Origin of the sequence: Pseudomonas mohnii, from assembly GCF_900105115.1 — a bacterium.
Lineage (GTDB): Bacteria > Pseudomonadota > Gammaproteobacteria > Pseudomonadales > Pseudomonadaceae > Aquipseudomonas > Aquipseudomonas mohnii.
Genome location: NZ_FNRV01000001.1, coordinates 799,426 through 825,964, shown reverse-complemented (window position 1 = coordinate 825,964; position 26,539 = coordinate 799,426). Strand labels below are relative to the sequence as shown.

Here is a 26,539-nt window from a genome sequence, read left to right as displayed (position 1 = left end):
GGCCGAAACCCCTGGCGCAGTCATGAGGCTGGCGGGGTATCGTCCAGGGACATCAAGGTCTCGATGCGCGCCGGGCTGAACGGCGGGCGCGGCGTCGAGGGTGACCAGCCAAACAGATGCTGCACCGCGCCGCCACACACACGCCCCTGGCAGGCGCCCATGCCACAGCGGCTGGCCAGCTTGGCCGCGCGCCAATCGGTGTGCCCGGCCAATGCCCCATGGGGCACGTCTTCGCAGCGGCAAACCAGGGTGTCGGGACGGGCCAGCGACTTGAGTCGCGGGTCGAGGGCGAATGCCCGGTTCAGTGCTTTGGCGAAGCTCTGCCAGCGTGCCCGGCGTGGCCACAATTGCCGGGCCGCTTCGACATCACCCATGGCGGCGTGGCCGGCAATCGCACCTTCGACCAAGGCCAGTTCACTGCCGCCGAAGCCGGTGCATTCACCGGCCGCGTAGTGATCGACGCGGCTGGCTTGCCAGGCATCCACCGCCAGCGCTTGGCCTTCGAGGGCATAACCCAGGGCCTGACCCAATTGAATGTTCGGGATCAGACCAAAACCACAGGCCAGCCGATCACACGCCAGTTCAACGATCTTGCCATGCTGGTGCAGGCGCACAGCTTCGAGTCGGTCGCTGCCAAGGGCCGCCAGCACGTGGGCGCCGGTTCGGTAGTGGCGGTCGAACAGCGTGAACGACTGCAGCAGTTTGTTGGGCCAGCGCGGCAGTTGCGCCGCGAAACCGGCCACGGCCTTGAGCGAGGCTTGTTCGGCGATGCACTGCAGGTTGGCCCCGTGCTTTTTCGCGGTGGCGGCACTGGCCAGTAACAGCGGCCCGCTACCGGCGATCACCACGCGCTGATCCTGCACCGGCAACCCGGCCTTGATCAGCGCCTGCAAACCACCGGCCCCGGTGACCCCCGGCAGTGTCCAGCCGGGGAAGGGCAGCAGCAATTCGCGGGCGCCGGTGCACAGAATCAGTTTGTCGTAGCTGATCAGCCAGCCGTGCTCGTCGTCTTCGACCAGCAGTTGTTTCGGACCGGGATTGGCGATCACCCGGGTGCTGGGGTGATGGCGGATGTTGCGGTGGGACTGCACACGCTCGCGCATCCGGCGGGCCTGGATCGGCACGCTGGCCTGCGGACCGTCGCGCCAGATTTGTCCGCCTGCCAGCGGATTGTCGTCGAGCATGACAATGCGGGCACCACTGGGCGCGGCGGCCAGTGCGGCGGCCATGCCGGCGGGACCGGCACCGACGATCAACAGATCGGCATATTCATTCATGGGCGTGTCTCCACCTGCATGCCGTCACGGCAGAGGGTCTGGCAGGCCAGGCGCCGTCGACCGTCGATGGTCACCCGACATTCCTGGCAGATGCCCATGCCGCACAGCGGTGCGCGGCGTTGACCACTGACCGAAGTGCGTGTGCAGCCGTCGCTGCCCAACGCCAGGGCCGCGGCGACACTGGTGCCCTCGGCGACTCTCAGGGCACGGCCGTCGAGCATCAATTCAGGCATAGGCGGGTTCTCCGAGGAAACGCTGGGGCAGATAGGGGTGTGCGGCCAGTGGCGGGGTTTCGTTGAACAGTTGCGCGACCAGCAAATCGGCGGTGCCGGGGGCTGTGGTCACCCCCAGGCCTTCATGACCGACCGCCAGCCACAAGCCCTGGCGTTGTGGATGTTGGCCCACCAGCGGCAGGCCATCCGGGCTGGCAGCGCGAAAACCGGTCCAGGCGCGGATGCCATTGAGTCGCGCCAACCCCGGCATGTATTGGGCCGCGCGCTTGAGCATTTTCGCCAGCATCCAGCCTTCGACCTGCGGATCGGTGGTGCCGAACTGCCGCGAGGCGCCGATGAACAATTGCCCGGTCGGACGCGGCTGAATATTGCAGGCCGTCGAGGGGCCCTTGGCGTTATGGGCGCTGGTGACGTAACCCAGTTCCACCAGGGTGTGGGTGACCGTGGCGGGGTAGCGGTCAGTGATCAGCAAGTGGCCTTTCTTCGGCTCGATGGGCAGCTCCGGGCACAGCTCATTGGCCTGGATGCCGTTGGCCAGCACCACGGCTTCGGCACTCAGCCACTGACCGTCATCAAGCCGCACCCGATTGCCATCGACCTCAATGACCCGCGCCCGGCGCTGGTGGATGTTCGGCGTGTCGAGCATCCAGTTGGCCGTCGCGGGCGCGTACAGAATGCCGTCGCCGTTGATCAGCAGACCCCCTTCGAGGCCTTCGTGCAGCTCCGGCTCACGCTGGCGCAAGGCCTTGGCGCCGACCAGCTCACAGGCCACGCCATGGGCTTGCAGGTTCAGGTATTTACTGTGGGCCACCGCCATCTCTTCGGCGTTGGCCGCCAGCCACAGAGTGCCGTTGCTGCGGTACGCACAGCCCTCGGGCAAGTCTGCTGCCTGCTCGCGCCAGCGCTGCAGGGAATAGTTGCTCAGGGCCAGTTCCGCCGGGTTGTCGTCGAGCACCAGCAGATGGCCCATGCCCGCCGCCGTCGCGCCATGCAGGCCGGCGTCGAGCACCAGTACCTGCAAGCCACGCCGCGCCAGTGCCTGGGCGCAGGCCGCGCCGATGATGCCGGCGCCGATCACGATCACATCGGCCGCATGGCTGCGATTCACGGGCGGATGCCCCAGGCGAACGGGTCGTCCTGCTCGATGATCAGGCTGGCCTCGGCACTGATGAAGGCGCGGCCTCGAATGGTCGGCACGATGCGCTCGCCTTGCCACTCGAAAGAGCCTTCGAACTCGCTGCCGATGACACTCGCCTGGCGCCAGATCTGTCCGGGCTGCAACTTGTCGTCGGCCGCCAGGCACGCCAGTTTGGCGCTGGTGCCGGTGCCACAGGGTGAACGGTCGTAGGCCTTGCCGGGGCAGAGCACGAAGTTGCGGCTGTCCGCGTGATCGTCAGCGGCGAACAGTTCGACATGGTCGATCAGGCCGCCGTCTTCGCCACGAATGCCCTGGTCTTGCAGCGCTTGTTGAACGGCGTAGGTGTAAGCGGTCAGGGCATCAAGGTTGTCGCCAGCCACCCGCAGCCCGTGATCGGCGATCAGGAAAAACCAGTTGCCACCCCAGGCGATGTCGCCGGTCACCTGGCCGATGCCTGGCACCTGTACTTGCAGCGCCTTGCGATAACGGTAGGCCGGAACGTTGCGCACACTCACCGAATGATCGTCGTGCAGGGTGGCCTGCACCGTGCCTACCGGCGTCTCGATGCTGTGCACGCCGGGGCCGATTTTGCCCAGGTGGGCCAGGGAGGCGACGAGGCCGATGGTGCCGTGGCCGCACATGCCCAGATAACCGCTGTTATTGAAGAAAATCACGCCGGCACAGGCGCTCGGGTCCACGGGTTCGCAGAGCAGGGCGCCTACCAGCACGTCACTGCCGCGCGGTTCCAGCACACAGGCCGCACGCCACTGGTCGTGCTGTTCGGCCAGGCGTTGGCGCCGTTCAGCCATGCTGCCGGTGCCCAGATCAGGAAAGCCGGCGGTCACCAGGCGGGTGGGTTCGCCGCCGGTGTGGGAGTCGATCACGGAGATGCGTTTCATCGGAGGGCCACGTCCATTCGGTTGGGTGACCGAAAGAGTGGCCCGTACAGCGGGGTGCCGGCTTGATGGATTTAACCGATGCCGATGACGAAATCAGCACAGTCATCGCTGCGGTCAGTGAGCGTGGGGCAGGTGCTTGAACAGGGTCTCGCAGACCCCGGCGATGTGTTCGTCCAGCAGCTTCACCGCCAAGTCGACATCGCCTGCACGGCACGCCGCGAGGATCTCGCGGTGCTCGTGATCGGCGCGCTCCTTGCCCGCCGACAGGCTCATCTGCATGCGCAGGTAACGCTCCAGTTTGTCGTTGACCGAACGGATCAGGCTGACCAGGAATGGCCGTTGCGCCGGTTCATAGAGGCAGGCGTGCAGTTCCCAGTTGAGCTCGGCCCAGCGCCCCACGTCGTCCTCGCCGATAAACTCCTGGCAGATACGCTCGGCGCGGGCGAAGGTTTCTTCGGTCATGTTGGGAATCGCCAGGCGCAGCACCTTGTCTTCGAGCAACATGCGCACTTCGAACATCTGCGCCAGTTCCGCGTCGGAAATGCGCGTGACCATCGCCCCGCGATTGCGCTGGAACATCACCAGCCCTTCGGCCTCCAACCGCTTGAGCGCCTCGCGCACCGGAATCTTGCTGACGTTGAACTGGCGGGCAATGTCGTCCTGGCGAATCGGCTCATCCTCGGCAAAATGCCCGGCGACGATTGCGTCCCGCAGATGACGGGTGATGATTTCCGACGTCGAAGGCGTATTGCCAAGGTCGGGAGCGTTGAATTTGGGTAGGTTCACGGCGGCGGTCGTTCGGAGTGAGAGATAGCGACAGGGTATACGAAATTCGTTCGCTGATCTTGCCTGGCGGCGACGGGCTCCCGCCTGCAAGCGTCCCGCAGGTCCGCCCGGGAATGGGCGGACCAGACGCAATCCTGGGCCGACGAGACTCGATCAGCCGCGAACCGCCCGGGAGCGCCAGACCATCATCTTTTCTATCTGCATCTCTTTCATGGTGTGTGGAATGCCTCCCACGCCATGCCCCGACAGGCGGGCTCCGGCGAACGGCATCCAGTCGACGCGGAACAGCGTGTTCTCGTTGACCATCACCGCCGTGGCGTCGAGGTCCTGATAGCACTGCATGGCGGTGTCCAGATCGCGGGTGAAGACTGCGGCCTGGAAGGCATAGGGCAGGGCGTTGGCCAGTTGGATCGCGTCGGCCAGATCGTCATAGGCGTAAACCGCCACCACCGGGCCGAACACTTCCTTTTGCATCACATTGGAGTCGATGGGCGGGTTGAGCAGCACGGTCGGCGCATAGCCGTTGTAGTCCAGAACGCGACCGCCCGAGATCAAACGGGCCCCGCCGGCGACGGCTGCATTGACCCATTGGTCCACGCGACGCACTTCACGTTCGGCGATCAGCGGGCCGACATCGGTACGGATATCGGTCGGATCGCCGACCACCATGGCATCGCCCAACTGGCCCAGGCGGACGGCGACCTGTTCGGCGATGCTGCGATGGCAGAAGATCCGTTGCACGCTCACGCAGGCTTGCCCGGCGTGCCAGAAACCGCCACGGGCGATGCGCGGCAGGGCGTCATCGAGATCGGCGTCCGCTGCGAGGATCACCGGCGCCACGCCACCATGCTCCAGCGCGCAGCGAGTGCCGGGTGCCAGGGTCGAGCGCAACATCCAGCCGACGGCCGCCGAGCCGATGAAACTGAAGAAACCCACCCGCGGATCGGAGACCAGTCGGCCGGTGACGGCGTTATCGGTCGGCAGCACCATCTGCGCCCAGCCAGTCGGCAGGCCGGCCTCGGCCAGGATTTGCAGGAGCGTGCGGCAACTGAGCGGGGTGTTGGCCGCTGGCTTGACGATCACCGGGGCACTGACGGCGATGGCGGGCACCACCTGATGCACGATCAGATTGAACGGATGGTTGAACGCCGATACGGCTGCGACCACACCGATGGGTTCGTATTGGGTGAAGGCCACACGGTTCTGCGAAGTCGCGTTCAATCCCATCGGAATCACGTGACCGCCCTCGGTGCGCAGCACCTCGATGCAGTTCAGGATGCCGTCGATGCCACGCTCGACTTCAGTGATCGAGTCCTTCAGCGGCTTGCCGCCTTCGCTGGCCGCCTGGGTCGCGATCTCCAGCTTGCGCGCGGCGATCAGTTCGGCCGACCGTTGCAGGATTTCAATGCGTTGAGGCTTGGACAACCACTGGCTGCGGTCGCGAAAAATCCCGTGGGCGACACTCAGTGCCTGTTCGACATCCGCCTCGGTGGACACCGCCACCTGGCCGACGACGGCGCCATTGTAAGGGGCGTGCACAGTCAGGGTTTGTACGGACATGGGGCTTACCTCGTGGGGGACAAAAAGGCAGTCGACCTGCCTGATTACGATTCGGGCCGACGGTCTGTCAGCCTTTGGCGCCACGGTAATCCTGAATGAGTGTTTGCAAAAATGAATAATCGAGAGGGGGTTGTTCAGTTTTAGAGAAAACCTGTCTCCCACCCCCCCACCAATGCCTTGCGCGTCTTTATGAATGGCTCAAGGGGCCAGCGCTTTGCTGAAGAAAGAGCACTCTATCGAGTCCTTCTCAGGTTTCTGGCCTTCAACTTCCTGAGCATGCCGATGACCGGCCGCAGCACAGACACCCTGTCAAAGAAGGACAGTTCATGCAGGTCTGTGCGCGAGGGTCTTTGATAGCCGAGATTGGCGGTGAAGTAGTAAGCCCGAATGGCGTTGTTCTGATGGATAAGGGTATTGAGGGCCGCGTCATAGTGCATTGGACCGCCGTCAGGGTGTCCTGGCGGTCGCTCCAGAATCTGCAATAAAAAATCCCTCAATGTGCCGAAGCATTTGCCGTTCACGGCGTAGAAATGGGCCAAATGTATGGGTTGGTCGACCACATTCCAGGTGGGCATGCTTGAGTCTGTTTCAACCGGATGCCCAAAATAGATGATGTCCCAGTCCATGCCATCCAGCGCCTCGATGGCCTGTTTTCCATACTGGGAAATGCGTCTGGAAAACTGTATGTCGTCCTCCAGGATCAGGATGTTTTTCAAATCCAGGCGCATGGCCTCTTCGAGCACCCCCAGGTGACTCAAAAAGCAGCCTCTGACCCCGACGCTCGGGAAGCCTTCTCCCTCGGTAGGTGTAACAGCCTTGAAAAAGCCTACTTTTTCATCATCTATGTGAAAGCCGTTGCGAGCGAATTCTTCTTCCGTTTCGAGACGGCGATCCTTCCTCGACGCGATATTGATGATTCTTGCTCGATCAAAATAGTCGATCACATTCATCTGTCAGGTCCTTGGGGCAGACAATCAGGGCGGCTGGATGGGGAACCGGCAGAATTGCTGGCGATTTTGACCGTTTCTCTATCGACACCGGGCTGCAGTATAGGCGGCATTTCCCGATGGGTTCGGGTTTCGTGAACCGGCGTGCCGCGACCGCGAGAGGGCTCGGCGGCAGCGGGTTCCATGCGCATTTGGGGCCTGCGCCCGATCCGGGTCGAGGCTATTGCTCGAGACGGCCGTTGGGGTCGCGAAAAACCGCTGGCCCTGCTCAGAATCCCAGGTAGCTGAAGCACACGAGTGCCAGCGCCAAGGCAATACCCAGCGCCGTTGCGGCCTTTTTCGATGGGTTGAACCGGGGCAGGGTTTCGTTCAATGGCAGTAAGCCGGGATTCGAACAGGCGTTGAGGTCATGGCGGCGAGGCCGGAGGGTCTGGTAGGTGTAGCGCAAACCCAGCAGCACGAAAAGGGCCAGCAGGCTGAAGGCAAGCCAGCGAGCCATTGTCGGTTTGACAAGGGTAGCGGCACCCTCGTGTTCACAGATCGCGCTATTGAATTCCAGGACACTGATTTGCTGGGGCGCCGTAGGGGACAGCTTTTTGTCGCCGTTGATCGCTGCCAGTTGCGTCAGGTCCAGGTCCTGATATTTCCAGAGCGTTGACGATCCTTCTCGGCAGTAGGTGAACGAGACAGGGTTTGAGGCTCTGATAACACAAGCATCGTTGATCCCGATTTTTTTCAGGGTTTCAGTCGCTGACCTTGTGAAGTCCAGGTCGAGCACGGGAACGATCCCGTTGGCGCAAGCCGCGAACGAAACCAACAGGCTCCCCATGGCGCAGATGGATGACATTTTCAAAGTCGGAGCTCCCTGGGTTTCGGGTGGCTTTTTGTTATGGGTGCGGAGCCTGGCTGCAACCTGCCTTCGATGAAGTCTAGACGTTAACTTTTGAATGCTTGCGGCTTTTTATCGACGTGCAGAGAGCTGTTGTGGCGCCAGAAAAGCGTCGTGGAAGTAGTTACGAAAGGCCTGCATCGCCGGGCTGAATTCCCGTTCTCGATGCCAGGCCAGGCCGACGCTCATGGGCGTGACCTTGTCGGTGACGGTCAGGGTTTCGATGCGCTTACCCTCCAGCGACCAGGGGCGGTGCACCAGGTCCGAGAGGATCGCCACGCCGCTGCCATTGGCGACCATGCTGCGCACCGCTTCCACCGAACTGGTCCGCACCCGCACGTTCGGCTGCTGGTGGGCATGTTCCCAGTAACGCATGGCGCTTTGTTCGGCCTCGTCGACGGTCAGCAGGATGTAAGGTTCCTTCGCCACGTCGGCAAGGCTGACGGCTGAGCGTTCGCACAAGGGATGGTGGCTGGGCAGCCATAGCCGGCGCTCGGAATTGAAGAGGATCTCCGAGACGATGTCCGGGTGAGTCAGGTTCGCGGTGAGCACCACCGCCATGTCGAAGCGGCCCTCCAGCAGGCCTTGTTCGATGGCCGTACGCTCCTGTTCGTGGACTTCGATGGCCACGTCCGGATGCCAATGCTCAAGTCGTTGCAGGTGGTGCGGCAGGAAGTAGCCGATCACCGTGTAGCTCGCCGCCAATCGCAACAGGCCGCTGGCGCGGACGTCTGGCAGCGGACTGTTCAACGCGTCATCGACGCTGCGCAAAATCACGTAGGCCCGGTTGAGAAAGTGTCGCCCGGCATCGGTCAGGCTCATGCCCTGGGCCGAGCGCTGGAACAACAGTGTGCCGAGAATTCCCTCCAGTTCCTTGATCGCGGTGGTCACCGCCGACTGGGAAATATTCAAATGAATCGCCGCCTGGGAGATCTGTCCGATCTCGGCGGTGGCGACGAAATAGCGGACCTGGCGCAGGGTCAGTGACATGGGCACTCCGGATAACGGGGTATCTGATTTTCAGAGCTATCTGTTTTTCAGAAGATGGCCCCTCTGATAATAGATCTTCCCAAGGGGGTGGCCGGAATTTAACTTGGCTTGCATGAAGTCACAAGCGTCAGGAGCAAGCGTCATGCAAGCAGTAGATTTCAACTCGGACATGGGCGAAGGCTTCGGCCCGTGGACCATCGGCGATGGCGTCGACAATGAACTGATGGCGTTCATCAGCTCGGCCAACGTCGCCACCGGTTTCCATGCCGGCGACCCCGGCACCATGCGCCGCACGGTCGAACGGGCCAAGGCCCTGGGTGTGGCTGTCGGTGCGCATCCAGGCTTTCGCGATCTGGTCGGGTTTGGTCGCCGGCACATCAACGCCCCGGCCCAGGAACTGGTCGACGACATGCTTTACCAGTTGGGCGCCCTGCGTGAACTCGCCCGGGTCCATGGCGTGGCGCTGCAACACATCAAGCCCCACGGCGCGCTGTACATGCACCTGGCCCGGGACGAGCAAGCCGCGCGTTTGCTGGTGGAAAACCTCCAGCGCCTGGAGCCCGAGTTGCTGCTGTATTGCATGCCTGACTCGGTGATCTGGCGCGTCGCCAACGAACTCGGCCAACCGGTGATTCGCGAGTTCTATGCCGACCGTGAGTACGACCTCAGCGGCTCCATCGTCTTTACCCGCAACGTACGCGCCTACGACCCTGCCCAGGTGGCCGCACGGGTGCTGCGTGCCTGCCAGGAAGGCGTGGTGCGCACAGTAGAAGGTGAAGACCTGGCGATCGAATTCGATTCCATCTGCCTGCACAGCGACACCCCCGGTGCGCTGGCGTTGGTCGAAGCCACCCGCAGCGCGCTCGATACCGCCGGGATCAAGGTTCGCGCGCCGCGCTGAATCAGCACGAATCATCGGGCACACAGACGCCCGGGATTGAATAACGATTCATTTTTTTGCCTGCCTTTCTACAACTATTCCAAGAGGAACAGACATGGCCGAACACGCTGTCATCACCCCATTACCAGGGACCTTCTATCGCAAAGCCACGCCTGAATCGGCGAACTACGTCGAGGTTGGCGCGCAGGTCAGCGCCGACACGGTGATTGGCCTGATCGAGGTCATGAAGCAGTTTTCCGAACTGACCGCCGGGACGGCCGGTCGCCTCAGCGCATTCCTGGTCGAAGACGGTGATCCGGTGGAGCCGGGTCAGGTTGTCGCAACGCTCGACGACGAGTGAGGGGCGCGATCATGACTCAAGGCATTCGTAAATTACTGATCGCCAACCGGGGCGAAATCGCGGTGCGGATTATCCGCGCCGCCAAGGAACTGGGGATTCCCACCGTTGCCGCGTGCAGCGAAGCGGATGTCGATTCCCAGGCGGCGCGCATGGCCGACGAGGTGCATATTCTCGGCCCGGCCCGCGCTGACAAGAGTTATCTGAACGTCGAGGCATTGCTCGGCGCCTTGAAAGCCACGGGCGCCAATGCAGTCCATCCCGGTTATGGCTTCCTCTCGGAAAATGCCGACTTCGCCGAGGCGGTGCTGGGGGCCGGGGCCATTTTCGTCGGCCCGAGCCCGGAGACGATCCGGCGCATGGGTGACAAGGCTGAAGCCCGGCGCACCGCGCAGGAAGCGGGCGTGCACGTGGTGCCCGGTTCGCCCGGTGAACTGTTCGATGTCGAGTCGGCGCTCAAGGCTGCTGAAGCCGTGGGCTTTCCGCTGCTGATCAAGGCCTCGGCCGGCGGTGGCGGACGGGGTATTCGCCTGGCGGAAAACGCCGGACAACTGGCCGAAGAGTTCCCCCGCTCCCAGCGCGAAGCCCAGGCTGCGTTCGGCAACGGCGCGGTATACCTGGAGCGCTTCATCAGCCGGGCACGGCACATCGAAGTGCAGGTGTTGGGCGACGGTCAGAACGCGGTGCATTTGTTCGAGCGCGAGTGTTCGTTGCAACGTCGCCGGCAGAAGATTTTCGAGGAAGCGCCATCGCCGGCCCTCAACCCACAGCAACGCGAGACACTCTGCGCCAGCGCCGTGCGCCTCACCGAGTCCCTGGGCTACAAGGGCGCGGGGACCCTGGAGTACCTGTATGACGACGCTACCGGCGAGTTTTTCTTTATCGAGATGAACACGCGGATTCAGGTGGAGCATCCGGTCAGCGAGTTGATCACCGGCATCGATCTGGTTCAGGCGATGTTGCGCATTGCCGGCGGCGAACCGCTGGGCCTCAGGCAAAGCGATATCCGGCTCAATGGCGCGGCGCTGCAAATGCGCCTGAATGCCGAAGACCCGGCACGGGATTTCTTCCCCAGTCCGGGCCTGGTCGAGTCCCTGGTCTGGCCGCAAGGCGAGGGCGTTCGGGTCGACAGCCATCTCTATCAAGGCTACCGCGTGCCGCCTTACTATGACTCGCTGTTGGCCAAGCTGATCGTCCATGGTCGCGACCGTGCCGAGGCCCTGGCCCGTGCCCGCATCGCCGTGGAGCAGACCACGCTCACCGGCATGGCCAGCACCTTGTCGTTGCACCGTGATTTGTTGGAGCAGCGCTGGCTGCACAGCGCCGACTTCCATACCGGCACCCTGGAAACCTGGCTGGCCGAGCGCCGCAGTGGAGGTCAAGCATGAGCACTGCAATCCGCTACAGTTTTGGCGCTGATGAGCATCTGTTTGCTGAAGTCAGCGACAGCATGTCCCTTGAGGCATTCTTCAAGGGCATGGCGGTCACCCGTGCGGTGGAGCGTCTGGCGCTGGATGGCGTGCTCGATGTGTGCCTGGCCAATGCCTCGTTCCAGATTCGTTTCGACCCGGACCGCATCGCGCCACACACCTTGCTCGAAGCCGTGCAGGGAGCCGAGGCCGAGGCGGTCGCCGAACGCACTTTGCAGACCCGGATCATCGAAATCCCGGTGCTCTATAACGATCCCTGGACCCACGAAACCCTGATGCGCTTTCGCGACCGTCACCAGGACCCGAGCGCGACGGACCTGGAGTACGCCGCGCGGATCAACGGCCTGGCGGACGTCGAGGCCTTCATCGCCGCCCACAGTGGTTCGCCGTGGTTTGTCTCGATGGTCGGTTTCGTCGCCGGCTTGCCGTTCATGTTCCAGATGGTCGAGCGCGAGCGTCAGTTGCAAGTGCCCAAGTACCTGCGACCGCGCACCGACACGCCGAAGTTGACTCTGGGGCATGGCGGTTGCTTTGGCTGCATCTACTCGGTACGCGGTGCCGGCGGCTACCAGATGTTCGGCGTCACGCCAGCACCGATCTACGACCCGCAGCAGAACCTGGCGTACCTGAAGGAGCACATGGTGTTCTTCCGTCCGGGCGACATCGTGCAGTTCAAGCCGATGGACCGTGAGGCCTATGACCAGGCAGTGGCCGACGTGGAAGGCGGGCGCTTCGACCTGCGGATCCGGCCAGTGGAATTTTCCCTGGATGCCTTTCTGGCCGATCCCGTCGGCTATCCCAAGTCGCTGCAGGAGGTGCTGGCATGATCAAGGTACTCAAACCCGGCCTCGCCACGTCGGTACAGGACCTGGGGCGCGAAGGTTACTACCACCTGGGCATTCCACCCTCCGGCGCACTCGACCAATACGCGTTGAGCGCGGCCAACCAGTTGGTCGGCAACCCGGCCAGGGCCGCGGCGCTTGAATGCACCTTGCTGGGCCCGGAGCTGGAATTCCAGCAAGACGCACTGGTGGCGGTGTGCGGTGCGCACATGACACCGAAGGTCGATGGCGTGGAGATGCATCACGACACGGCGTTCTCGGTGAAGGCCGGGCAAACGTTGCGCTTCGATTTTCCCAAGGCCGGCGCGCGTGCTTATCTGGCGGTGGCCGGCGGCATCGACGTACCGCTGGTGCTCGGCAGTCGCTCGACTTACGCCTTGGGCGCGCTTGGCGGTTTCCAAGGGCGGCGCCTGATGGCCGGTGACGAATTGCCCGTGGGGATTGCCAGTGGCAAGAGCCACGCCGGGGCCAGTCTACCCATGGCGCTACGGCAGTCGCTGGGGGGCGAAATCACCCTGCGCGTCGTACCGGGGCTGTACTACGAGCGCTTGACGCCAGCGGCGGCGGACAGCTTTTTCGCCGAAGCCTGGACCGTCGGCTCCGAAGCGGACCGCATCGGCTATCGCTTCAAGGGCGGCAGTGCGCTGACCTTCCAGCCGCGCGAGCAACCCTTCGGCGCCGGCTCCGATCCCTCGAACATCGTCGACAGTTGCTACCCGATCGGTTCGATCCAGGTGCCGGCCGGGCTCGAACCCATCGTGCTGCACCGCGATGCGGTGTCCGGTGGCGGCTACGCGATGATTGGCACCGTGATCAGCGCCGACCTCGACTTGATCGGCCAGATGCAGCCCAACCAGAAGGCCCGTTTCAAAGCGGTCACCCTGGAAGAAGCACTGGAAGCACGACGTTCCTATAAGAAAAAACTCAGCTGCCTGAGCAAGCTGTTCCCTTCCTGATTCTGCCCGCCGCTCGGCGCGGGTCATGCCAAACGGTAAGCCAACGCCGCACTTCGGTGCGGTGGCGGCTGCCCGCGCTTCAACCTTTGACTGGTTCTGGAGTTCACGCATATGGCTGCTTTATCGCAATCGAGTCAAACCGGGCAAGACCCGGCCAATCACCCCGTTCCCGCCGATGCACGCATGGGCCGACTGTCCCTGACCATGGCCTGGTGGGCGGTGTGCAGTGCAATGTTCTACATCGTGGTCGGTGCATCGCTGGCGTTGTCGTACGGCGCCCGCAATGCGCTGATCGGCATGGTGCTGTCGGTGATCAGCTACGGCCTGGTCAACACGGTGCTCAGTCGCTTCGCCATCCGCAGCGGTTTGTCGGTGGCCTTGTTTTCAAGGTTGCTGTTCGGCAGCACCGGGGCCTGTCTGGCGACCTTGATCTTCTTCTCGACGGCCATTTATTACGCGGTGTTCGAAGGCTCGGTGATCGCCGTGGCGCTCAATCACCTGTACCCGCAGCTGGTGTTCCCGCTGGCGGCATTGCTGGTGGTGCTGTACAGCGTGCCGATGATCCTGGGCAGCGTGCAGCACTGGCTGGACAAGCTCAACGGCGTGTTGTTGCCGGTGTACCTGGGGGGCTTGCTGGTGGCGGTGGGGCTGTCGATCAGTCGTTATGGCTACCAGCCGCAATGGCTGGATTTCGGCCCGGCAACCCCCAGCGCGTTCGGTTGGTGGGACTGCTTCGTCGCCTACATGGGCGTTTGGGTGCTGATGCTGTTCACCTTCGACTACGCCCGTTTCGGCAAACCCGAGGACGCCGAATACCACGGCCGCTGGAACTTCGGCATGCCGTTCTACGCGGTGACCTTTCTGCTCAACGGCGCGGCGGGGATCTATCTGGTCAGCAGCATTCCCCATGAAGGCGCGCTGAACGAAGTGTCGGTGGTCATGGCGATCCTGCAACTGATGGGGCTGTGGGGATTGTTGTTCGTCTGGGCCACGCAAACCCGGATCAACACCGCCAACTACTACCTGGCGACGATGAACATGCAGGCGTTCTTTGCGCGTTTTGGCGTGCGCGGTTCGTACCTGGCGTGGGCGCTGGCGGTCGGGGTGATCGTGTATGGCCTGATGCTCGCGGATGTGTTTGCCTACCTGCTCAAGGCCCTGGCTTATCAAGGCATTTTCGTCGTGGCCTGGGTCGGCGTGGCGTTGGCGCAGATACGCTGCGGCCGCAGTGACGTGGTGGCGCTCGAACGGGTAACAGCGTTCAATTCGGCAGGCTTGAGCGCCTGGTTTGGCGCTACCGCATTGGGACTGGCGCTGATGTTTTCCGGCCCTGGCTTGAGCAGCTTTTCCGCACCCTCCACCGTGATCGTGGCGTTCGCCTTGCAGGCGGGGCTGTCCCGTCGTAGCCGGTTGCGGTTGCAATTGGCAGAGTAAGGCGGGCTGGCCCGTCGCTTAGCGATCAGCGAAAAAAGAAAGCGTTGGATCACCGGGCCGCTGCCGGGGTGTCGATGACCCTGGCAGCGGCTTTTGCACGAGCAGGAGCGGGTCAACTACGCTGAAGCTGCGCGGGGCAGTGATCGATGGCGACTCACTGCTTGCGCTGCGTCCGTCCCTGGAGCACCCGATGCCACCCATCATCCCGCGCCTGCTGGCGCTGTTGCTGCTTTGTCTGACGTTTGAAACGGCAGCCCAGGCCGACGCCTGCCCGGCTGGCGAAAAACAAGTGTGTCTGGACGGTTGCATCTGCCTGCCGGGACAGTTGCTCGGCACCTTGCCTGAAGACATCCATCAGGTCGCGGCACCCGCCCTGGCGCTTTGGCTGACCCAAGCGCGCGCTGAAGCCGCCGTTGACGTCCAGGCGATTCCAGCGCATATCCGGGAGCAACTGTTGCGCTGGTACGACCCTGGTGTCCTCGATGCCGCGCGCTACAAAGTCAGCGACAACGGCCAGTTCAGCACCGCCACTGCCATGCTGCAAAACCCCGATGTGGGGGCCGTGACGCTCATCGACATCATTCTGTTCCGGGATGCCCAATCCGCCGAACAGAACCTCGCGCTCTGGGCTCACGAGCTGAAGCATGTGCAGCAGTTTCAGCAATGGGGGGTAGACGGATTTGCCCAGCGCTATACACAAGATTTCAATGCGGTGGAGGCGCCGGCTTATGCCATACAGGCTGAGGTCAGGCGATCGGCACGGGAAGGGGCTGACTGAAGAGACGCGAAGCCCGTCGAGGGGCGCTATCGACGCAACTGCACCGGACTCACGCCAAGGCGCTGCCTGAACGTGGTCGTCATGTGCGCCTGGGAGTTGAAGCCACAGGTGTGGGCGATTTCTGCCAGTGTCGCGGTCGAGTCGCGCATCAGGGCGCGGGCCTTGGCCAGGCGCCGGTCGATCAGGTAACTGTGCGGGCTTTTGCCCGCTGCGTGCTTGAAGGCTCGAATGAAATAGCCTTCGGACAATCCCAACAGGTCCGCCATCGCCTGCACACCCAGCGGACCGTCGAGACCGGCATCAATAAACTCGTCGAGCAATCGCATCCGGCTGGCGGTGATGGCGCCCAGGGCCGGCGTCGACCCTGCCTGGTGATCGCTTGTCCGTTCAGCCAGGGCGAGTGCCCAGGCTTCCCAGTCATCCTCAACCGAAGCCTGTAACAACGCCGCGCGCATTCGCAGCGCCAGGGTCATGGCCTGTTGATCGATGCGATTGTTGAAGGCGCGGTCCCCCACCAACGGCAGGCCATCAGTGCGCATGACCCGCAGGTATTCACCGCCCTTGGGGGACTCGGACAAGACGTCACAACCGGCGGGGACAAAGGCCAGGCCATTGGGCATGGCGTCGAAGGGCAAAACCCGGTCGCTGCCGATCGCGTGCAGGCCTCGCTGGCTGTCGAAGGCAAAGCCGATCGCTGATTGGGTGGCCACGTATCGGGTCGCATAAGCGGCGCCGGGCAGCAGCTCGATCGCCCAGGGCCCGGCCTCGACACGACGGGTCGGCTCAGAGGGGGGCGGGGACGCAGGGCGGTTTCGTTGGCTCATGCCCACCATAGTAATGAACAGGGGGCGCAAAAGTCAGGTCAGTTTTCTGAAAGCCGGGGTGATCAAGCCCTGTCTAGACTGGGCAAAACCTCAGGGAGACCCCTCATGCACAGACTGACTCGCGACGATATCGAACAGGCGGCACGCCACGTGTACCAGGTCATGCCGGCCACTGCCCAGTACGCATGGCCCTTGCTGGCCGAGCGCCTGGGTTGCACGGTGTGGGTCAAGCATGAAAATCACACGCCGACCGGTGCGTTCAAGGTGCGTGGCGGCATTACCTTCATGCACTGGCTCAAGCGTACGCACCCTGACGTGCGGGGGATCGTCAGCGCGACCCGCGGCAACCATGGCCAGAGCCTGGCGCTGGCGGCCAGCGCGTCGGGTTTGCGGGCGTTGATTGTCGTGCCGCAAGGTAATTCGCTGGAGAAGAACAACGCGATGCGCGGCTTTGGCGGCGAAGTGGTGGAGTACGGCCGCGATTTTGACGAGGCCCGCGAAGAGGCCGCGCGCCTGGCGCAAGCGCATGGCCTGTACCTGGTGCCGCCGTTCCATGCCGAGTTGGTCAAGGGCGTGGCCACTTATGCGCTGGAGCTGTTCAAGGCCGCACCGGATCTGGATACGGTCTACGTGCCGATTGGCTGTGGCTCGGGGATCTGCGGAGTGATCGCCGCCCGTGACGCGTTGGGCCTGAACACCCGCGTGGTGGGGGTGGTGTCCACCGAGGCTGCGGCGGCCAAATTATCCTTTGAAGCGGGAGAAATCCTCGAAACCGCCACGGCCAATACCTTCGCCGACGGCCTGGCCGTGCGTAAACCGGTGCCCGCGGCATTTGATATCTACGGCGCGGCGGCGGCGCGAATCGTCTCGGTCAACGACGATGAGATTGCCGAGGCCATGCGCGTGTATTACACCGATACCCACAACCTCGCCGAAGGCGCCGGCGCGGCGGCCCTGGCGGCGCTGATGCAGGAGCGTGAAGCGATGGCGGAAAAAAAGGTCGGCGTGATTCTGTCGGGCGGGAATGTTGATCGTTCGGTGTATGCCAGGGTGATTGGGTGAAAAAAAGGTTTTTACGCAATACCTGTAGGAGCCAGCCTGCTGGCGATGATCGTTAACGGTAACGCGTATGAACGGGTTAAACGCGGGATGTTTTAGACCATCGCTGGCAAGCCCGCTCCGGACGTACGCGTACAATCACGGGCTCGTGACCTGTAGGGTTCGATCCACCAGGCGGATGCTGTCGCGTCCGCCACGCTTGGACTCGTAGAGCGCCGCATCGCCCTGTTCAATCAAGGCTGCCAGGCTGGAGGGCGGATGGTCGAACAGGTTGGCGCCGATGCTCAGGGTCACCGCTTCCGGCGTGGCGAAGGTTTGTGAGGCCGTGCTGTGAAAGCGGTCGCGCAGGGTGTTGCCCAATTCCACGATGCGCTCATTCGAAGCGTTGTTCAGCACGATGACGAACTCGTCGCCGCCCAGCCGCGCCGCCAGTGCGCCTTCGGGCGAATGCGAACGAATCATCTCGCTGAGCGCGACCAGCAGGCGGTCGCCTGCGGTGTGGCCGTAGAGGTCGTTGACCAGTTTGAAGTTGTCGATATCGATCAACAGCAGGGCACCGGGGCGAGCGCTCGAGACTTCAGCCAACAGGCGTGGTGCCCGTACTTCCAGGGCGCGGCGGTTGTACAGGGCGGTCAACGGATCGCGTTCGGCCAGCCGGGCAATCCGTTCCTCCCGCCGGTGGCGTTCGGTCCCGGTCATCGAGAGGGCGATCAGCATGATTGCCATGGCGCCTTCGACCAGCGAGATCTGAATGATTTCGCCCCGCAAGGCCGCCAGATCGATCAGCGTGCCCGGAATACCCGCCGATACGGCCTTGGCCAGATAAAACAGCCCATGGATCAACAGCACAAAGCGCAGCTGTGCCGCGCCCACGCTCAATGACTTGCCATGGGGACGCAGGAGGAAACTGGCCCAAAGCGTCGGCAGCGCCACCAGCAACGAATTGGCCACCAGCATGATCTTCGACCACGAGGGGGCATCCGGCAGCGCCAGCAGCGCAAACCAGGCGACGACGATCAGCCACCAGGCGCGAGACAGGCGTATACGGGTGAAGCGCGCGACGCCCAGCAGGAAAAGCCAGTGGGCCAGGACCAGCAGGCCATTGGCAAACCAGATGCCAATCAACACAAGGCCACTCATGCGCAGCAAGGCGAGCGTCGACCCCACGGTGATCGTGGCGAAGCCCGCGCTCCAGAACAGCAGCGAAGATTCACGGATGCTGCGCCACTCGACCGCCAGATACAGGGCGGCGGCCGCCGCGAGGGCGATCGAGAGTGTCAACATTGTGGAAGGGTCGAGCGCCATAGCCTTGTGGCCTGCTGATTTGCGGTGAAGGGGGCGATTGTAAGCGTTTGGGAGAAATTTTCAGAGAGTAGCGGCCCGGCACCGCAACAGGGCGTCGGCAGGGCGGGAAGCTGAAGGTTGATCTGCCCGCCCGGGAACGATCAATGCAATCCGCATTGTTTTCGTGAAATTTATGGTGTATTTTTTCATGAAATTATAAGAAATTAATTTCATGAGGCCCGTATGTTTCAGCAGTCCACCCAGCATGTCGCGAGCTACTACGCCTACAGTTGCGCCAATCGCCTGACCACCCGACCTGCGCTGGTGGGAGACCATGACACTGAAATTGTGATCATCGGCGCTGGCTTCAGCGGGCTGCACACGGCGCTGCGTCTGGCGTTGGCCGGCAAACGGGTGACGCTGCTGGAAGCCAGCCGCGTGGCGTGGGCCGCCTCGGGGCGCAATGGCGGGCAGGCCATTCTCGGTTGGTCGTGTGACATGCCGCCGCTGGAAGCCGCGCTGGGTTATGAGCGTGCCCGGCGCCTGTGGGACGGCATGCGCTGGGCCTCCGGGGAGTTGCGTGAACTGCCCGGGCGTCATGGCTTCGACTGCGACTATCGGGCCGGGCACCTGTGGACTTCGGTCATGCCGCGCCGGGTCAGCCTGTTGACCGAATGGCAACGCGAAGCCAGTCACAAGTGGGGTCACGACGGCTTGCAGTTCATTCCCCGCGAGCAGTTGCCCGATTGGGTGGCCAGCGAGCGCTATCAGGCCGGCCTTTATGATCCCGAAGGCGCGCACCTCAATCCGTTGAAGCTGGCGCTCGGCCTGGCCGCCGCCATCGAGCGTGCCGGCGGCCGTATCCATGAACAAAGCAAGGCGTTGAACTATCGGGAAGAGGGCGGTCGGTTTCAGGTGAACACCGAACGTGGGTCGATCCGGGCCGATGTGCTGGTCCTGGCGTGCAACGCCTATGTGGATCGTCTCGACCCGAAGCTGGCCAGTTGTGTGTTGCCGGTCGGGACCTATCAGGTCGCCACCGCCCCCCTGACGCCCGAGAAAGCCACCTCGCTGCTGCCGACCAATGTTTGCGTCACCGATAACCAGTTCGTCCTCGATTATTTCCGCCGTACACCGGACAACCGCTTGCTGTTCGGCGGTGGCTGCACCTATCTGGGTGGCATGCCCAAGGACATCGCCAGGGCGACGCGACCATTCCTGGAGCGCGTGTTTCCACAGCTCAAAGGGGTCGATCTGGCATTTGCCTGGGGCGGACACATCGACCTCACCCTGAACCGCACACCGGATGTTGGCCGCCAGGGGGATCGCTACTGGCTACAGGGTTATTCCGGCCACGGCGTGCTGCCGACCCTGGCAGCGGCGCGCGCGGTGTCGGATGCGATTCTCGGCCAGGCGGATGAGTTGGCGTTGTATCAAGGTTTGAGTAATGGCAGCTTTCCCGGCGGCAAGTACCTGGCGGCGCCGCTGGAGGCGATCGGCAAAGCCTGGTATCGACTGCGCGACAGCATTTGATGAGTCATTCAGCGGAATCCCGGTCATGAACAAGCAAGAAGAAATCGCCGCGCTGGCGATCCTGATTCACGATTTACGCAAGCACAAGAAGTTCACCTTGAAGGAGCTGGCAGACCGGATCGGTCGATCGGTGGGGTTTTTGTCTCAGGTCGAGCGCGGTTTGTCGCGGCCGACAGTGGCCGATCTGACGGCGATCAGTGAAACCCTCGGCGTGCCGACCACCTATTTCTATAGCTTGCCCAAACCCAAGGTCCTGCCGTGGGTGACCCGGCCGGACGAGCGCCGCACCGTGTATTACGCCAACGGGATTACCGACATCCTGGTATCGCCGAAGATGCGCGCTTCGTTCTCCATGCTCGAAAGCCATCTGGAAGCCGGCGCCAGCAGTGGTGACAGGCACCTGACCGACAGCTCGGAGCAGGGCGGCTACGTGCTCGAGGGCGAGTTGACGTTGTGGCTGGGCGACGACGACTCGGTCACGTTGCGCGCCGGCGACAGTTTTCAATTCGACAGCCACACCCGTTGCCGCTACGGCAACCTGACCGAGCAGCTGACGCGCGTGCTTTGGGTCTACACATGATCGCCACCCCAAGAACTTTCCAAGGAACAACCACGATGGATGCTGCCTGCTCTGATCTGCTCGCCGAAGTGCGTGCCTTTCGCCAACGCTACCCCGAGGTGCGTTATGTCGACCTGATTTCCCTGGACATTCCCGGGCACTTCTACGGCAAGCGTTATCCCGTAGAGATGCTGGAAAAAGTCGCGGCCGGCAGCGCGCTCAAGCTGCCGCAGAACTGCGTGTTGCTGGGCGTGCAGGGCGGGTTGTTCAAGATCGGTGACTACTGCTTCAACGACGGTGACCCGGACGCGCTGCGGCGCCTGGTCCCTGGCACGCTCAAACCGGTGACCTGGGAAGCACAGCCCCTGGGGCAGATGCTGATTACTTCCGACGGCACCGAAAAGCCGATCGTTTTCGAGCCGCGCGAAGTGCTGGCGCAGGTGCTGGATCGACTGGCGCGCAAAGGCATTCATCCGGTGGTGGCCTTCGAGCTGGAGTTTTACCTGTTCGATAAAAAACTGCGTGACGGCTTGCCGCAATTCCCCCGCGATGACCTGACCGACGACGCCGACGATCAACCGAACATGCACATCGAGCGCCTGTCGCGCTTTGCGCCGGTGCTGGATGAAATGGTCGAGGCGACACGGGCCCAGGGCATCGATGCCACGGTGATTACGGCGGAACTGGGGCCGGGTCAGTTCGAGATCAATTTCGGGCATCTCGACGACGGTCTGCGAGCGGCCGACTGGGCCGCGCTGTTCTGTCGCAGTACCCGTGGCGTTGCGCTCAAGCATGGCTACCGCGCCAGCTTCATGGCCAAGCCTTACTTGCAGCACCCCGGCAGCGGCATGCATGTGCATGTCAGCCTGTACGATGCCGAGGGTAAAAACCTGCTGGCCGCCAACCAGCAGCAACCCCTGCGCCATGCCGTGGCCGGTTGCCTGGAGTTGCTGCCCCACAGCATGCCGATCTTCGCGCCGAACCAGAACGCCTATCGACGCCTGGGCGGCACGACCAACGTGGCCACGCATGCGAGCTGGGGCTTTGAAGACCGCGATGCGTGCTTGCGTATTCCGGAGTCAGACGCGAAAAATCTGCGCATCGAATATCGCCTGGCCGGTGCCGACGCCAACCCTTATCTGGTGTTGGCGGCGATTCTGGTAGGGCTTGAGCATGGCCTGGAAGCCCGCAAGGAGCCGATCCCGCCACTCAACGAAGACCGCAACAGCGGCATCGATTTCCCGGTGGAAATGCTCGAAGCCGTGCGCGCGATGCAGCATCAGCCGCAACTGCGCGAAGGCCTGGGGGCGGAATTCGTCGATGTGTATTGCGAGAACAAACGTCAGGATCATCTGGCGTTCATGCAGGAAATCAGTGCCCGGGAATATCGCTGGTATCTGTGAAGCCTGGGTGTTGAGGTGGCATCCCGCCTCAACACCCAACGCCATCGCGCCTTGAATGGCTGTGCTTATGCGTCCCGCTCATGGGCGGCCGCCGCCAGCTGCGCGGCGTCCACGCGAACGAAAATCGAGTCTCCGATCGCCGTGAGTACGTCCCCGGCGTAGACCTCGCAGATCACGCGACTCTTGCGTCCGACTTCACCTTCCACTTTCGCCCGCAGGGTCAGCGGAACGCCCATGGGGGTCGGTTTGATGAACTTGATGCCCAGGTTGCCCGTGACGCAATTGATGCGAGGCAGGCTGGCGACGTCTCGCTGTTCGGCGCGGTAGTGATAGGCCATTGCCGCCCAGTTTGAATGGCAATCCACCAGCATGGCGATCATTCCGCCGTAAACCAGATCGGGCCAGCCGCAATACTGCGCGTCGGGCAGATGCTCGGCCACGACATGCACGCCGTCCTCATGCCAGTAGCTTTTGATGTGCAGCCCGTGGGGATTGCTGCCGCCGCAACCATAACAAACGCCCTCGGGCGCAGCGGTGTCTTGCAGGGAGAGGTCGAGCCTGGACATACCTTGAGGATCCTCGAAAAGTGTGGGGCAAGCCTAGCGGATTTCCAGGCCGGACCGAAAGTGATGCGTGCGTTGTAACCTCAGGTGAATGCGCTGAAGCTATCCACAAATTGCGTGGGTATACCTGTGGATAACGCGCCAGGCAGCAGGAAACGTGGGGCTTGTAATGTGTTGGTCATTTATTGATCTTTTCCTGCGGAACGCGCTTCGTTGCCCATGACGGTCATCGGCTGACGAGGCTGGCGACGGGCTCGCCGGCGCGGGAGGGTCCTTCCATCAGCCCGTCACCTTCCCGTTCAAAGCACAAGACTTCCGGCCGAAAAGCCGGATAATGGCGGCCATTTCGTTTAGCTCGTCATTTTGGTAATCCCGCATGGAAATCAAGGTCAACTTTCTCGACAACCTTCGACTTGAAGCCAAGTTCGATGACTTCACTGTCGTGGCCGACCAACCTATTCGCTATAAGGGCGATGGCTCGGCGCCTGGTCCGTTCGATTACTTCTTGGCTTCTTCGGCTTTGTGCGCGGCTTATTTTGTGAAGCTGTATTGCGACACTCGCGGCATTCCCACGGAAAATATCCGCCTGTCGCAGAACAACATTGTTGACCCGGAAAACCGCTACAACCAGATTTTCAAGATCCAGGTCGAGTTGCCAGCCGATATCTCCGCCAAAGACCGCCAGGGCATTTTGCGTTCCATCGACCGTTGCACCGTGAAAAAAGTGGTGCAAACCGGGCCTGAGTTCGTGATCGAAGAAGTGGAAAACCTCGATGCCGATGCCCAGGCGTTGTTGATGCCTCATTCGGGGTCGCAAGAGGGCACCTATATTGCGGGCAAGGATCTGCCGCTGGAGCAGACCATCGCCAACATGTCGGGGATCCTGGCTGACCTGGGCATGAAGATCGAAATCGCTTCGTGGCGCAATATCGTGCCCAATGTGTGGTCGCTGCACATTCGCGATGCGCACTCGCCAATGTGCTTTACCAATGGCAAGGGCGCGACCAAGGAAGGCGCGTTGGCGTCGGCGTTGGGCGAGTTTATCGAGCGACTCAATTGCAACTTCTTCTACAACGATCAGTTCTGGGGAGAAGACATCGCCAACGCGGCGTTCGTGCATTACCCGGATGAACGCTGGTTCAAGCCTGGCCCCCAGGATGCGCTGCCGGCAGAAATACTCGACGAGTACTGCCTGGCGATTTACAACCCCGATGGCGAGTTGCGGGGCTCGCACCTGTACGACACCAACTCCGGCAATACACAGCGCGGTATCTGTTCGCTGCCGTTTGTGCGCCAGTCGGATGGCGAGGTGGTGTATTTCCCGTCCAACCTGATCGAGAACCTGTTCCTCAGCAATGGCATGAGTGCCGGTAACACCCTGGCCGAAGCCCAGGTGCAATGCCTGTCTGAAATCTTCGAGCGCGCGGTCAAGCGCGAGATTCTCGAAGGTGAAATGGCACTGCCGGATGTGCCGCAGCACGTGCTGGCAAAATACCCGAGCATTCTGGCCGGCATTCAAGGGCTGGAAGAGCAGGGCTTCCCGGTGCTGGTCAAGGATGCGTCGCTGGGAGGGGAGTTCCCGGTGATGTGCGTCACCTTGATGAACCCGCGTACCGGTGGCGTGTTTGCCTCGTTCGGCGCGCACCCAAGCTTTGAAGTGGCACTGGAACGCAGCCTCACCGAGTTGCTGCAGGGGCGCAGCTTTGAAGGTCTGAACGATCTCCCTCAGCCGACCTTTGAGGGGCAGGCCGTGACGGAGCCGAATAACTTCGTCGAGCACTTCATCGACTCCAGCGGTGTGGTGTCGTGGCGCTTCTTCAGTGCCAAGGCCGATTTCGAATTCGTTGAGTGGGACTTCTCCGGGCAAGGGGAAAATTCCAATGCCGAAGAAGCCGCCACCTTGTTCGGTATCCTTCAGGACATGGGCAAGGAAGTGTACATGGCGGTTTATGAGCACATCGGCGCCAAGGCCTGCCGCATTCTGGTGCCGGACTACTCGGAAATCTATCCGGTCGACGATCTGGTCTGGGACAACACCAACAAAGCGCTGACGTTCCGCGCCGACATTCTCAACCTGCACAACCTGAGCAAAGTCGGGCTCAGAACCCTGGCCAAGCGCCTGGAAGACAGCGAGCTGGACGACTACACCGACATCACCACCTTGATCGGCATCGAATTCGACGACAACACGCCGTGGGGCAAGTTGACGATACTGGAGTTGAGGCTGCTCATTTACCTGGCCTTGCAGAAGTTTGAACAGGCGAAGGATCTGGTGGAAGCCTTCCTGCAGTACAACGACAACACTGTCGAGCGCGGCCTGTTCTATCAAGCCGTGAACGTGGTGCTGGAAATGCAGTTGGACGACGATCTGGAACTGGCCGACTACGAAGTCAATTTCCGCCGGATGTTCGGCAATGAGCGCATGGACGCTGCGATCGGCTCGGTGGACGGCAGTGTGCGCTTCTACGGCCTGACCCCGACGAGCATGAAGCTGGAAGGGCTCGATCGACATTTGCGTTTGATCGAAAGCTATAAAAAACTGCACACGGCGCGGGCCAGTGTGACGATTGCCTGACGCCACTCAGTCAAGGGATTGAACGAATGAAATCATTCAGCATTCGCGAGCTTGAAAGTACGGATACCGAAGCCTTGCTGGCCTTTGAACGCCATAATCGCGCCTGGTTTGAATCTCATATTGATGCGCGCGATCCTGCGTTTTATTCATTGCCGGGTGTCGCCGAGCACATTGCGGGCTATTTGTCCGATTTTGCTATCGGTGCCTGGCATCCGTTCGTTATCGAAGATTGCAGTGGGAACATAGTGGGGCGAGCCAATCTGAAAGACATTGGTTCGCCGCCAGGTTCTGCGCAAGTGGGCTACCGGATTGATCAAGGCATGTGCGGGCAGGGACTGGCCACACTGGCGCTCAGGCATCTGATCCAGGCGGCACGGACCCGTTGGCGACTGACCCAATTGGTTGCCTGTGTATACGAGTCAAATGTCGGCTCAAGAAAAGTGCTGGAACGGTGCGGATTCCTGCCCGAGCAACCCTCTTGCGCCGACGAGACCGGGGGCGAGCGCCGATTCGTCCTGTCGATCCAGTGAGCCGGCCCCGGCCAAAACAAAGCACAGGGATACAAGTACGGCGCAGTCGGGCACTCCATAGTTGAAGGGTAGTTTTTCATTCAATAATGGAGCGACTCCCATGCCTACCGCATCCGCCGTGCCCGGCAAGACCCTGCTGAACCCTGACGATCACACCCTCATCATGATTGATCATCAGTCGCAAATGTCCTTTGCGACCAAGTCCATCGACGCTGTGAATCTGCGCAACAACGCTGCCCTGGTGGCCAAGGCGGCGAAAGAGTTCGGGGTCGCGACCATCCTGACCACGGTCGCGGAGAAAAGCTTTTCCGGACCCATCTTCGATGAAATCAAATCGGTCTTTCCCGAGCTGCCCGTCATCGACCGCACCAGCATGAACACCTGGGAAGATCCGCGCATTGCGGTGGAGGTGAACCGTCACGACAAGGCCAAGATCGTGCTGGCGGGCCTCTGGACATCCGTGTGCATCGTGGGCCCGGCGCTCTCTGCCCTGGATCAGGGTTTCGAGGTGTATTTCATTGCGGACGCTTGCGGTGATGTGTCGGTCGAGGCGCATGAAATGGCCATTCAGCGCATGATTCAGCTTGGCGCGCGCCCGATGACTTCCCTGCAATACCTGCTCGAGTTGCAACGTGACTGGGCTCGTACCGACACCTACGATGCCACCGTGAAAACTTCCATCGCCAATGGTGGCGCCTATGGTTTGGGACTGATCTATGCCAAAACCATGTTCAATGCGTCCGAAGGCCACTGATTGCCCGGCGTTACCGAACAGGTAAAGGGCAGCGGTGCTCCCCGAGACACCTGAACGC

Annotated in this window: 26 protein-coding genes; 14 read left to right on the top strand and 12 right to left on the bottom strand. The window is 62.1% G+C overall.

Features of this window, described 5'->3' with window-relative positions; genetic code table 11:
- Nucleotides 1-20 precede the first annotated feature (20 nt).
- The 9 genes from BLV61_RS03675 to BLV61_RS03630 all read right to left on the bottom strand — a co-directional run bounded on the left by BLV61_RS03675 (nt 21) and on the right by BLV61_RS03630 (nt 8,719).
- Complete coding sequence (locus BLV61_RS03675) at nt 21-1,277, bottom strand: NAD(P)/FAD-dependent oxidoreductase (RefSeq protein ID WP_090462576.1); 1,257 nt, start codon at nt 1,275-1,277, stop codon at nt 21-23.
- Nucleotides 1,274-1,510: a (2Fe-2S)-binding protein gene (locus BLV61_RS03670; RefSeq protein ID WP_090462573.1), complete on the bottom strand. Its 237-nt coding sequence runs from the start codon at nt 1,508-1,510 to the stop codon at nt 1,274-1,276. Before BLV61_RS03670 ends, BLV61_RS03675 begins: the two co-directional genes overlap by 4 nt.
- The gene (locus BLV61_RS03665; protein ID WP_090462570.1) at nt 1,503-2,618 is read right to left on the bottom strand and encodes an NAD(P)/FAD-dependent oxidoreductase; all 1,116 of its coding nucleotides are present in this window, start codon (nt 2,616-2,618) and stop codon (nt 1,503-1,505) included. Before BLV61_RS03665 ends, BLV61_RS03670 begins: the two co-directional genes overlap by 8 nt.
- The gene (locus tag BLV61_RS03660; RefSeq protein WP_047530179.1) at nt 2,615-3,547 is read right to left on the bottom strand and encodes a 4-hydroxyproline epimerase; all 933 of its coding nucleotides are present in this window, start codon (nt 3,545-3,547) and stop codon (nt 2,615-2,617) included. The genes BLV61_RS03665 and BLV61_RS03660 overlap by 4 nt, the downstream gene beginning before the upstream one ends.
- Before the next feature lie 114 nt (nt 3,548-3,661).
- Complete coding sequence (locus tag BLV61_RS03655; protein ID WP_047530178.1) at nt 3,662-4,333, bottom strand: GntR family transcriptional regulator; 672 nt, start codon at nt 4,331-4,333, stop codon at nt 3,662-3,664.
- A 153-nt stretch (nt 4,334-4,486) separates the two neighbouring features.
- Nucleotides 4,487-5,893: an aldehyde dehydrogenase family protein gene (locus BLV61_RS03650; RefSeq protein ID WP_047530176.1), complete on the bottom strand. Its 1,407-nt coding sequence runs from the start codon at nt 5,891-5,893 to the stop codon at nt 4,487-4,489.
- 233 nt (nt 5,894-6,126) lie between these two features.
- A complete protein-coding gene (locus BLV61_RS03645; protein WP_052193569.1) occupies nt 6,127-6,843 on the bottom strand; it encodes a glycosyltransferase family 25 protein in 717 nt (238 codons plus the stop codon).
- A gap of 265 nt (nt 6,844-7,108) precedes the next feature.
- Nucleotides 7,109-7,618 (bottom strand): hypothetical protein, encoded by a 510-nt coding sequence (locus BLV61_RS31255; RefSeq protein ID WP_244159796.1) that lies wholly within the window; start codon nt 7,616-7,618, stop codon nt 7,109-7,111.
- A gap of 183 nt (nt 7,619-7,801) precedes the next feature.
- A complete protein-coding gene (locus BLV61_RS03630; protein ID WP_090462567.1) occupies nt 7,802-8,719 on the bottom strand; it encodes a LysR family transcriptional regulator in 918 nt (305 codons plus the stop codon).
- Between the two features lie 142 nt (nt 8,720-8,861).
- Between BLV61_RS03630 and BLV61_RS03625 the strand changes: the two genes are divergently transcribed.
- The 7 genes from BLV61_RS03625 (at nt 8,862) to BLV61_RS03595 (ending at nt 15,397) form a co-directional block, all read left to right on the top strand.
- Nucleotides 8,862-9,620 carry a 5-oxoprolinase subunit PxpA gene (locus BLV61_RS03625; protein ID WP_090462565.1) on the top strand — a complete coding sequence of 253 codons (759 nt, stop codon included), beginning with the start codon at nt 8,862-8,864 and terminating at the stop codon, nt 9,618-9,620.
- Nucleotides 9,621-9,714: 94 nt separating this feature from the next.
- Entirely contained in the window at nt 9,715-9,960 is a 246-nt protein-coding gene (locus tag BLV61_RS03620; protein ID WP_047530167.1) for an acetyl-CoA carboxylase, read from the top strand.
- An 11-nt stretch (nt 9,961-9,971) separates the two neighbouring features.
- Entirely contained in the window at nt 9,972-11,345 is a 1,374-nt protein-coding gene (locus BLV61_RS03615; RefSeq protein WP_090462563.1) for an acetyl-CoA carboxylase biotin carboxylase subunit, read from the top strand.
- Nucleotides 11,342-12,214 (top strand): 5-oxoprolinase subunit B family protein, encoded by an 873-nt coding sequence (locus BLV61_RS03610; RefSeq protein ID WP_047530164.1) that lies wholly within the window; start codon nt 11,342-11,344, stop codon nt 12,212-12,214. Before BLV61_RS03615 ends, BLV61_RS03610 begins: the two co-directional genes overlap by 4 nt.
- Nucleotides 12,211-13,185: a 5-oxoprolinase subunit C family protein gene (locus tag BLV61_RS03605; RefSeq protein WP_090462560.1), complete on the top strand. Its 975-nt coding sequence runs from the start codon at nt 12,211-12,213 to the stop codon at nt 13,183-13,185. Before BLV61_RS03610 ends, BLV61_RS03605 begins: the two co-directional genes overlap by 4 nt.
- A gap of 111 nt (nt 13,186-13,296) precedes the next feature.
- Nucleotides 13,297-14,619: a purine-cytosine permease family protein gene (locus tag BLV61_RS03600; protein ID WP_090462558.1), complete on the top strand. Its 1,323-nt coding sequence runs from the start codon at nt 13,297-13,299 to the stop codon at nt 14,617-14,619.
- A 190-nt stretch (nt 14,620-14,809) separates the two neighbouring features.
- Entirely contained in the window at nt 14,810-15,397 is a 588-nt protein-coding gene (locus tag BLV61_RS03595; protein WP_090469730.1) for an eCIS core domain-containing protein, read from the top strand.
- Between the two features lie 26 nt (nt 15,398-15,423).
- Here the strand turns inward: BLV61_RS03595 and BLV61_RS03590 are convergent, their stop codons facing one another.
- Nucleotides 15,424-16,230: a helix-turn-helix transcriptional regulator gene (locus tag BLV61_RS03590; protein ID WP_090462556.1), complete on the bottom strand. Its 807-nt coding sequence runs from the start codon at nt 16,228-16,230 to the stop codon at nt 15,424-15,426.
- A 96-nt stretch (nt 16,231-16,326) separates the two neighbouring features.
- Between BLV61_RS03590 and BLV61_RS03585 the strand changes: the two genes are divergently transcribed.
- Nucleotides 16,327-17,283: a threonine dehydratase gene (locus tag BLV61_RS03585; RefSeq protein WP_090462554.1), complete on the top strand. Its 957-nt coding sequence runs from the start codon at nt 16,327-16,329 to the stop codon at nt 17,281-17,283.
- A gap of 135 nt (nt 17,284-17,418) precedes the next feature.
- Here the strand turns inward: BLV61_RS03585 and BLV61_RS03580 are convergent, their stop codons facing one another.
- Entirely contained in the window at nt 17,419-18,585 is a 1,167-nt protein-coding gene (locus BLV61_RS03580; protein ID WP_208604198.1) for a GGDEF domain-containing protein, read from the bottom strand.
- 222 nt (nt 18,586-18,807) lie between these two features.
- Between BLV61_RS03580 and BLV61_RS03575 the strand changes: the two genes are divergently transcribed.
- From BLV61_RS03575 to BLV61_RS03565, 3 genes are read left to right on the top strand one after another with little or no spacing between them, the layout of a single operon-like run.
- Nucleotides 18,808-20,097, top strand: coding sequence for an NAD(P)/FAD-dependent oxidoreductase (locus tag BLV61_RS03575; protein ID WP_090462550.1), 1,290 nt, complete (start codon nt 18,808-18,810; stop codon nt 20,095-20,097).
- A gap of 25 nt (nt 20,098-20,122) precedes the next feature.
- A complete protein-coding gene (locus BLV61_RS03570; RefSeq protein ID WP_090462548.1) occupies nt 20,123-20,677 on the top strand; it encodes a helix-turn-helix domain-containing protein in 555 nt (184 codons plus the stop codon).
- A gap of 35 nt (nt 20,678-20,712) precedes the next feature.
- Nucleotides 20,713-22,059, top strand: a complete 1,347-nt coding sequence (locus BLV61_RS03565) for a glutamine synthetase family protein (RefSeq protein WP_090462546.1) — start codon at nt 20,713-20,715, stop codon at nt 22,057-22,059.
- Nucleotides 22,060-22,124: 65 nt separating this feature from the next.
- On the opposite strand, the gene BLV61_RS03560 is transcribed toward BLV61_RS03565, so the two are convergent.
- Nucleotides 22,125-22,625 carry a PaaI family thioesterase gene (locus BLV61_RS03560; protein WP_047530113.1) on the bottom strand — a complete coding sequence of 167 codons (501 nt, stop codon included), beginning with the start codon at nt 22,623-22,625 and terminating at the stop codon, nt 22,125-22,127.
- A 373-nt stretch (nt 22,626-22,998) separates the two neighbouring features.
- Between BLV61_RS03560 and BLV61_RS03555 the strand changes: the two genes are divergently transcribed.
- The 3 genes from BLV61_RS03555 (at nt 22,999) to BLV61_RS03545 (ending at nt 26,481) form a co-directional block, all read left to right on the top strand.
- Nucleotides 22,999-25,197, top strand: a complete 2,199-nt coding sequence (locus BLV61_RS03555) for an OsmC domain/YcaO domain-containing protein (protein WP_047530111.1) — start codon at nt 22,999-23,001, stop codon at nt 25,195-25,197.
- 26 nt (nt 25,198-25,223) lie between these two features.
- On the top strand, nt 25,224-25,727 hold the full coding sequence (locus BLV61_RS03550; protein ID WP_090462544.1) for a GNAT family N-acetyltransferase: 504 nt from the start codon (nt 25,224-25,226) through the stop codon (nt 25,725-25,727).
- Nucleotides 25,728-25,827: 100 nt separating this feature from the next.
- Complete coding sequence (locus BLV61_RS03545; RefSeq protein ID WP_047530107.1) at nt 25,828-26,481, top strand: hydrolase; 654 nt, start codon at nt 25,828-25,830, stop codon at nt 26,479-26,481.
- The last annotated feature ends 58 nt before the right edge of the window (nt 26,482-26,539 follow it).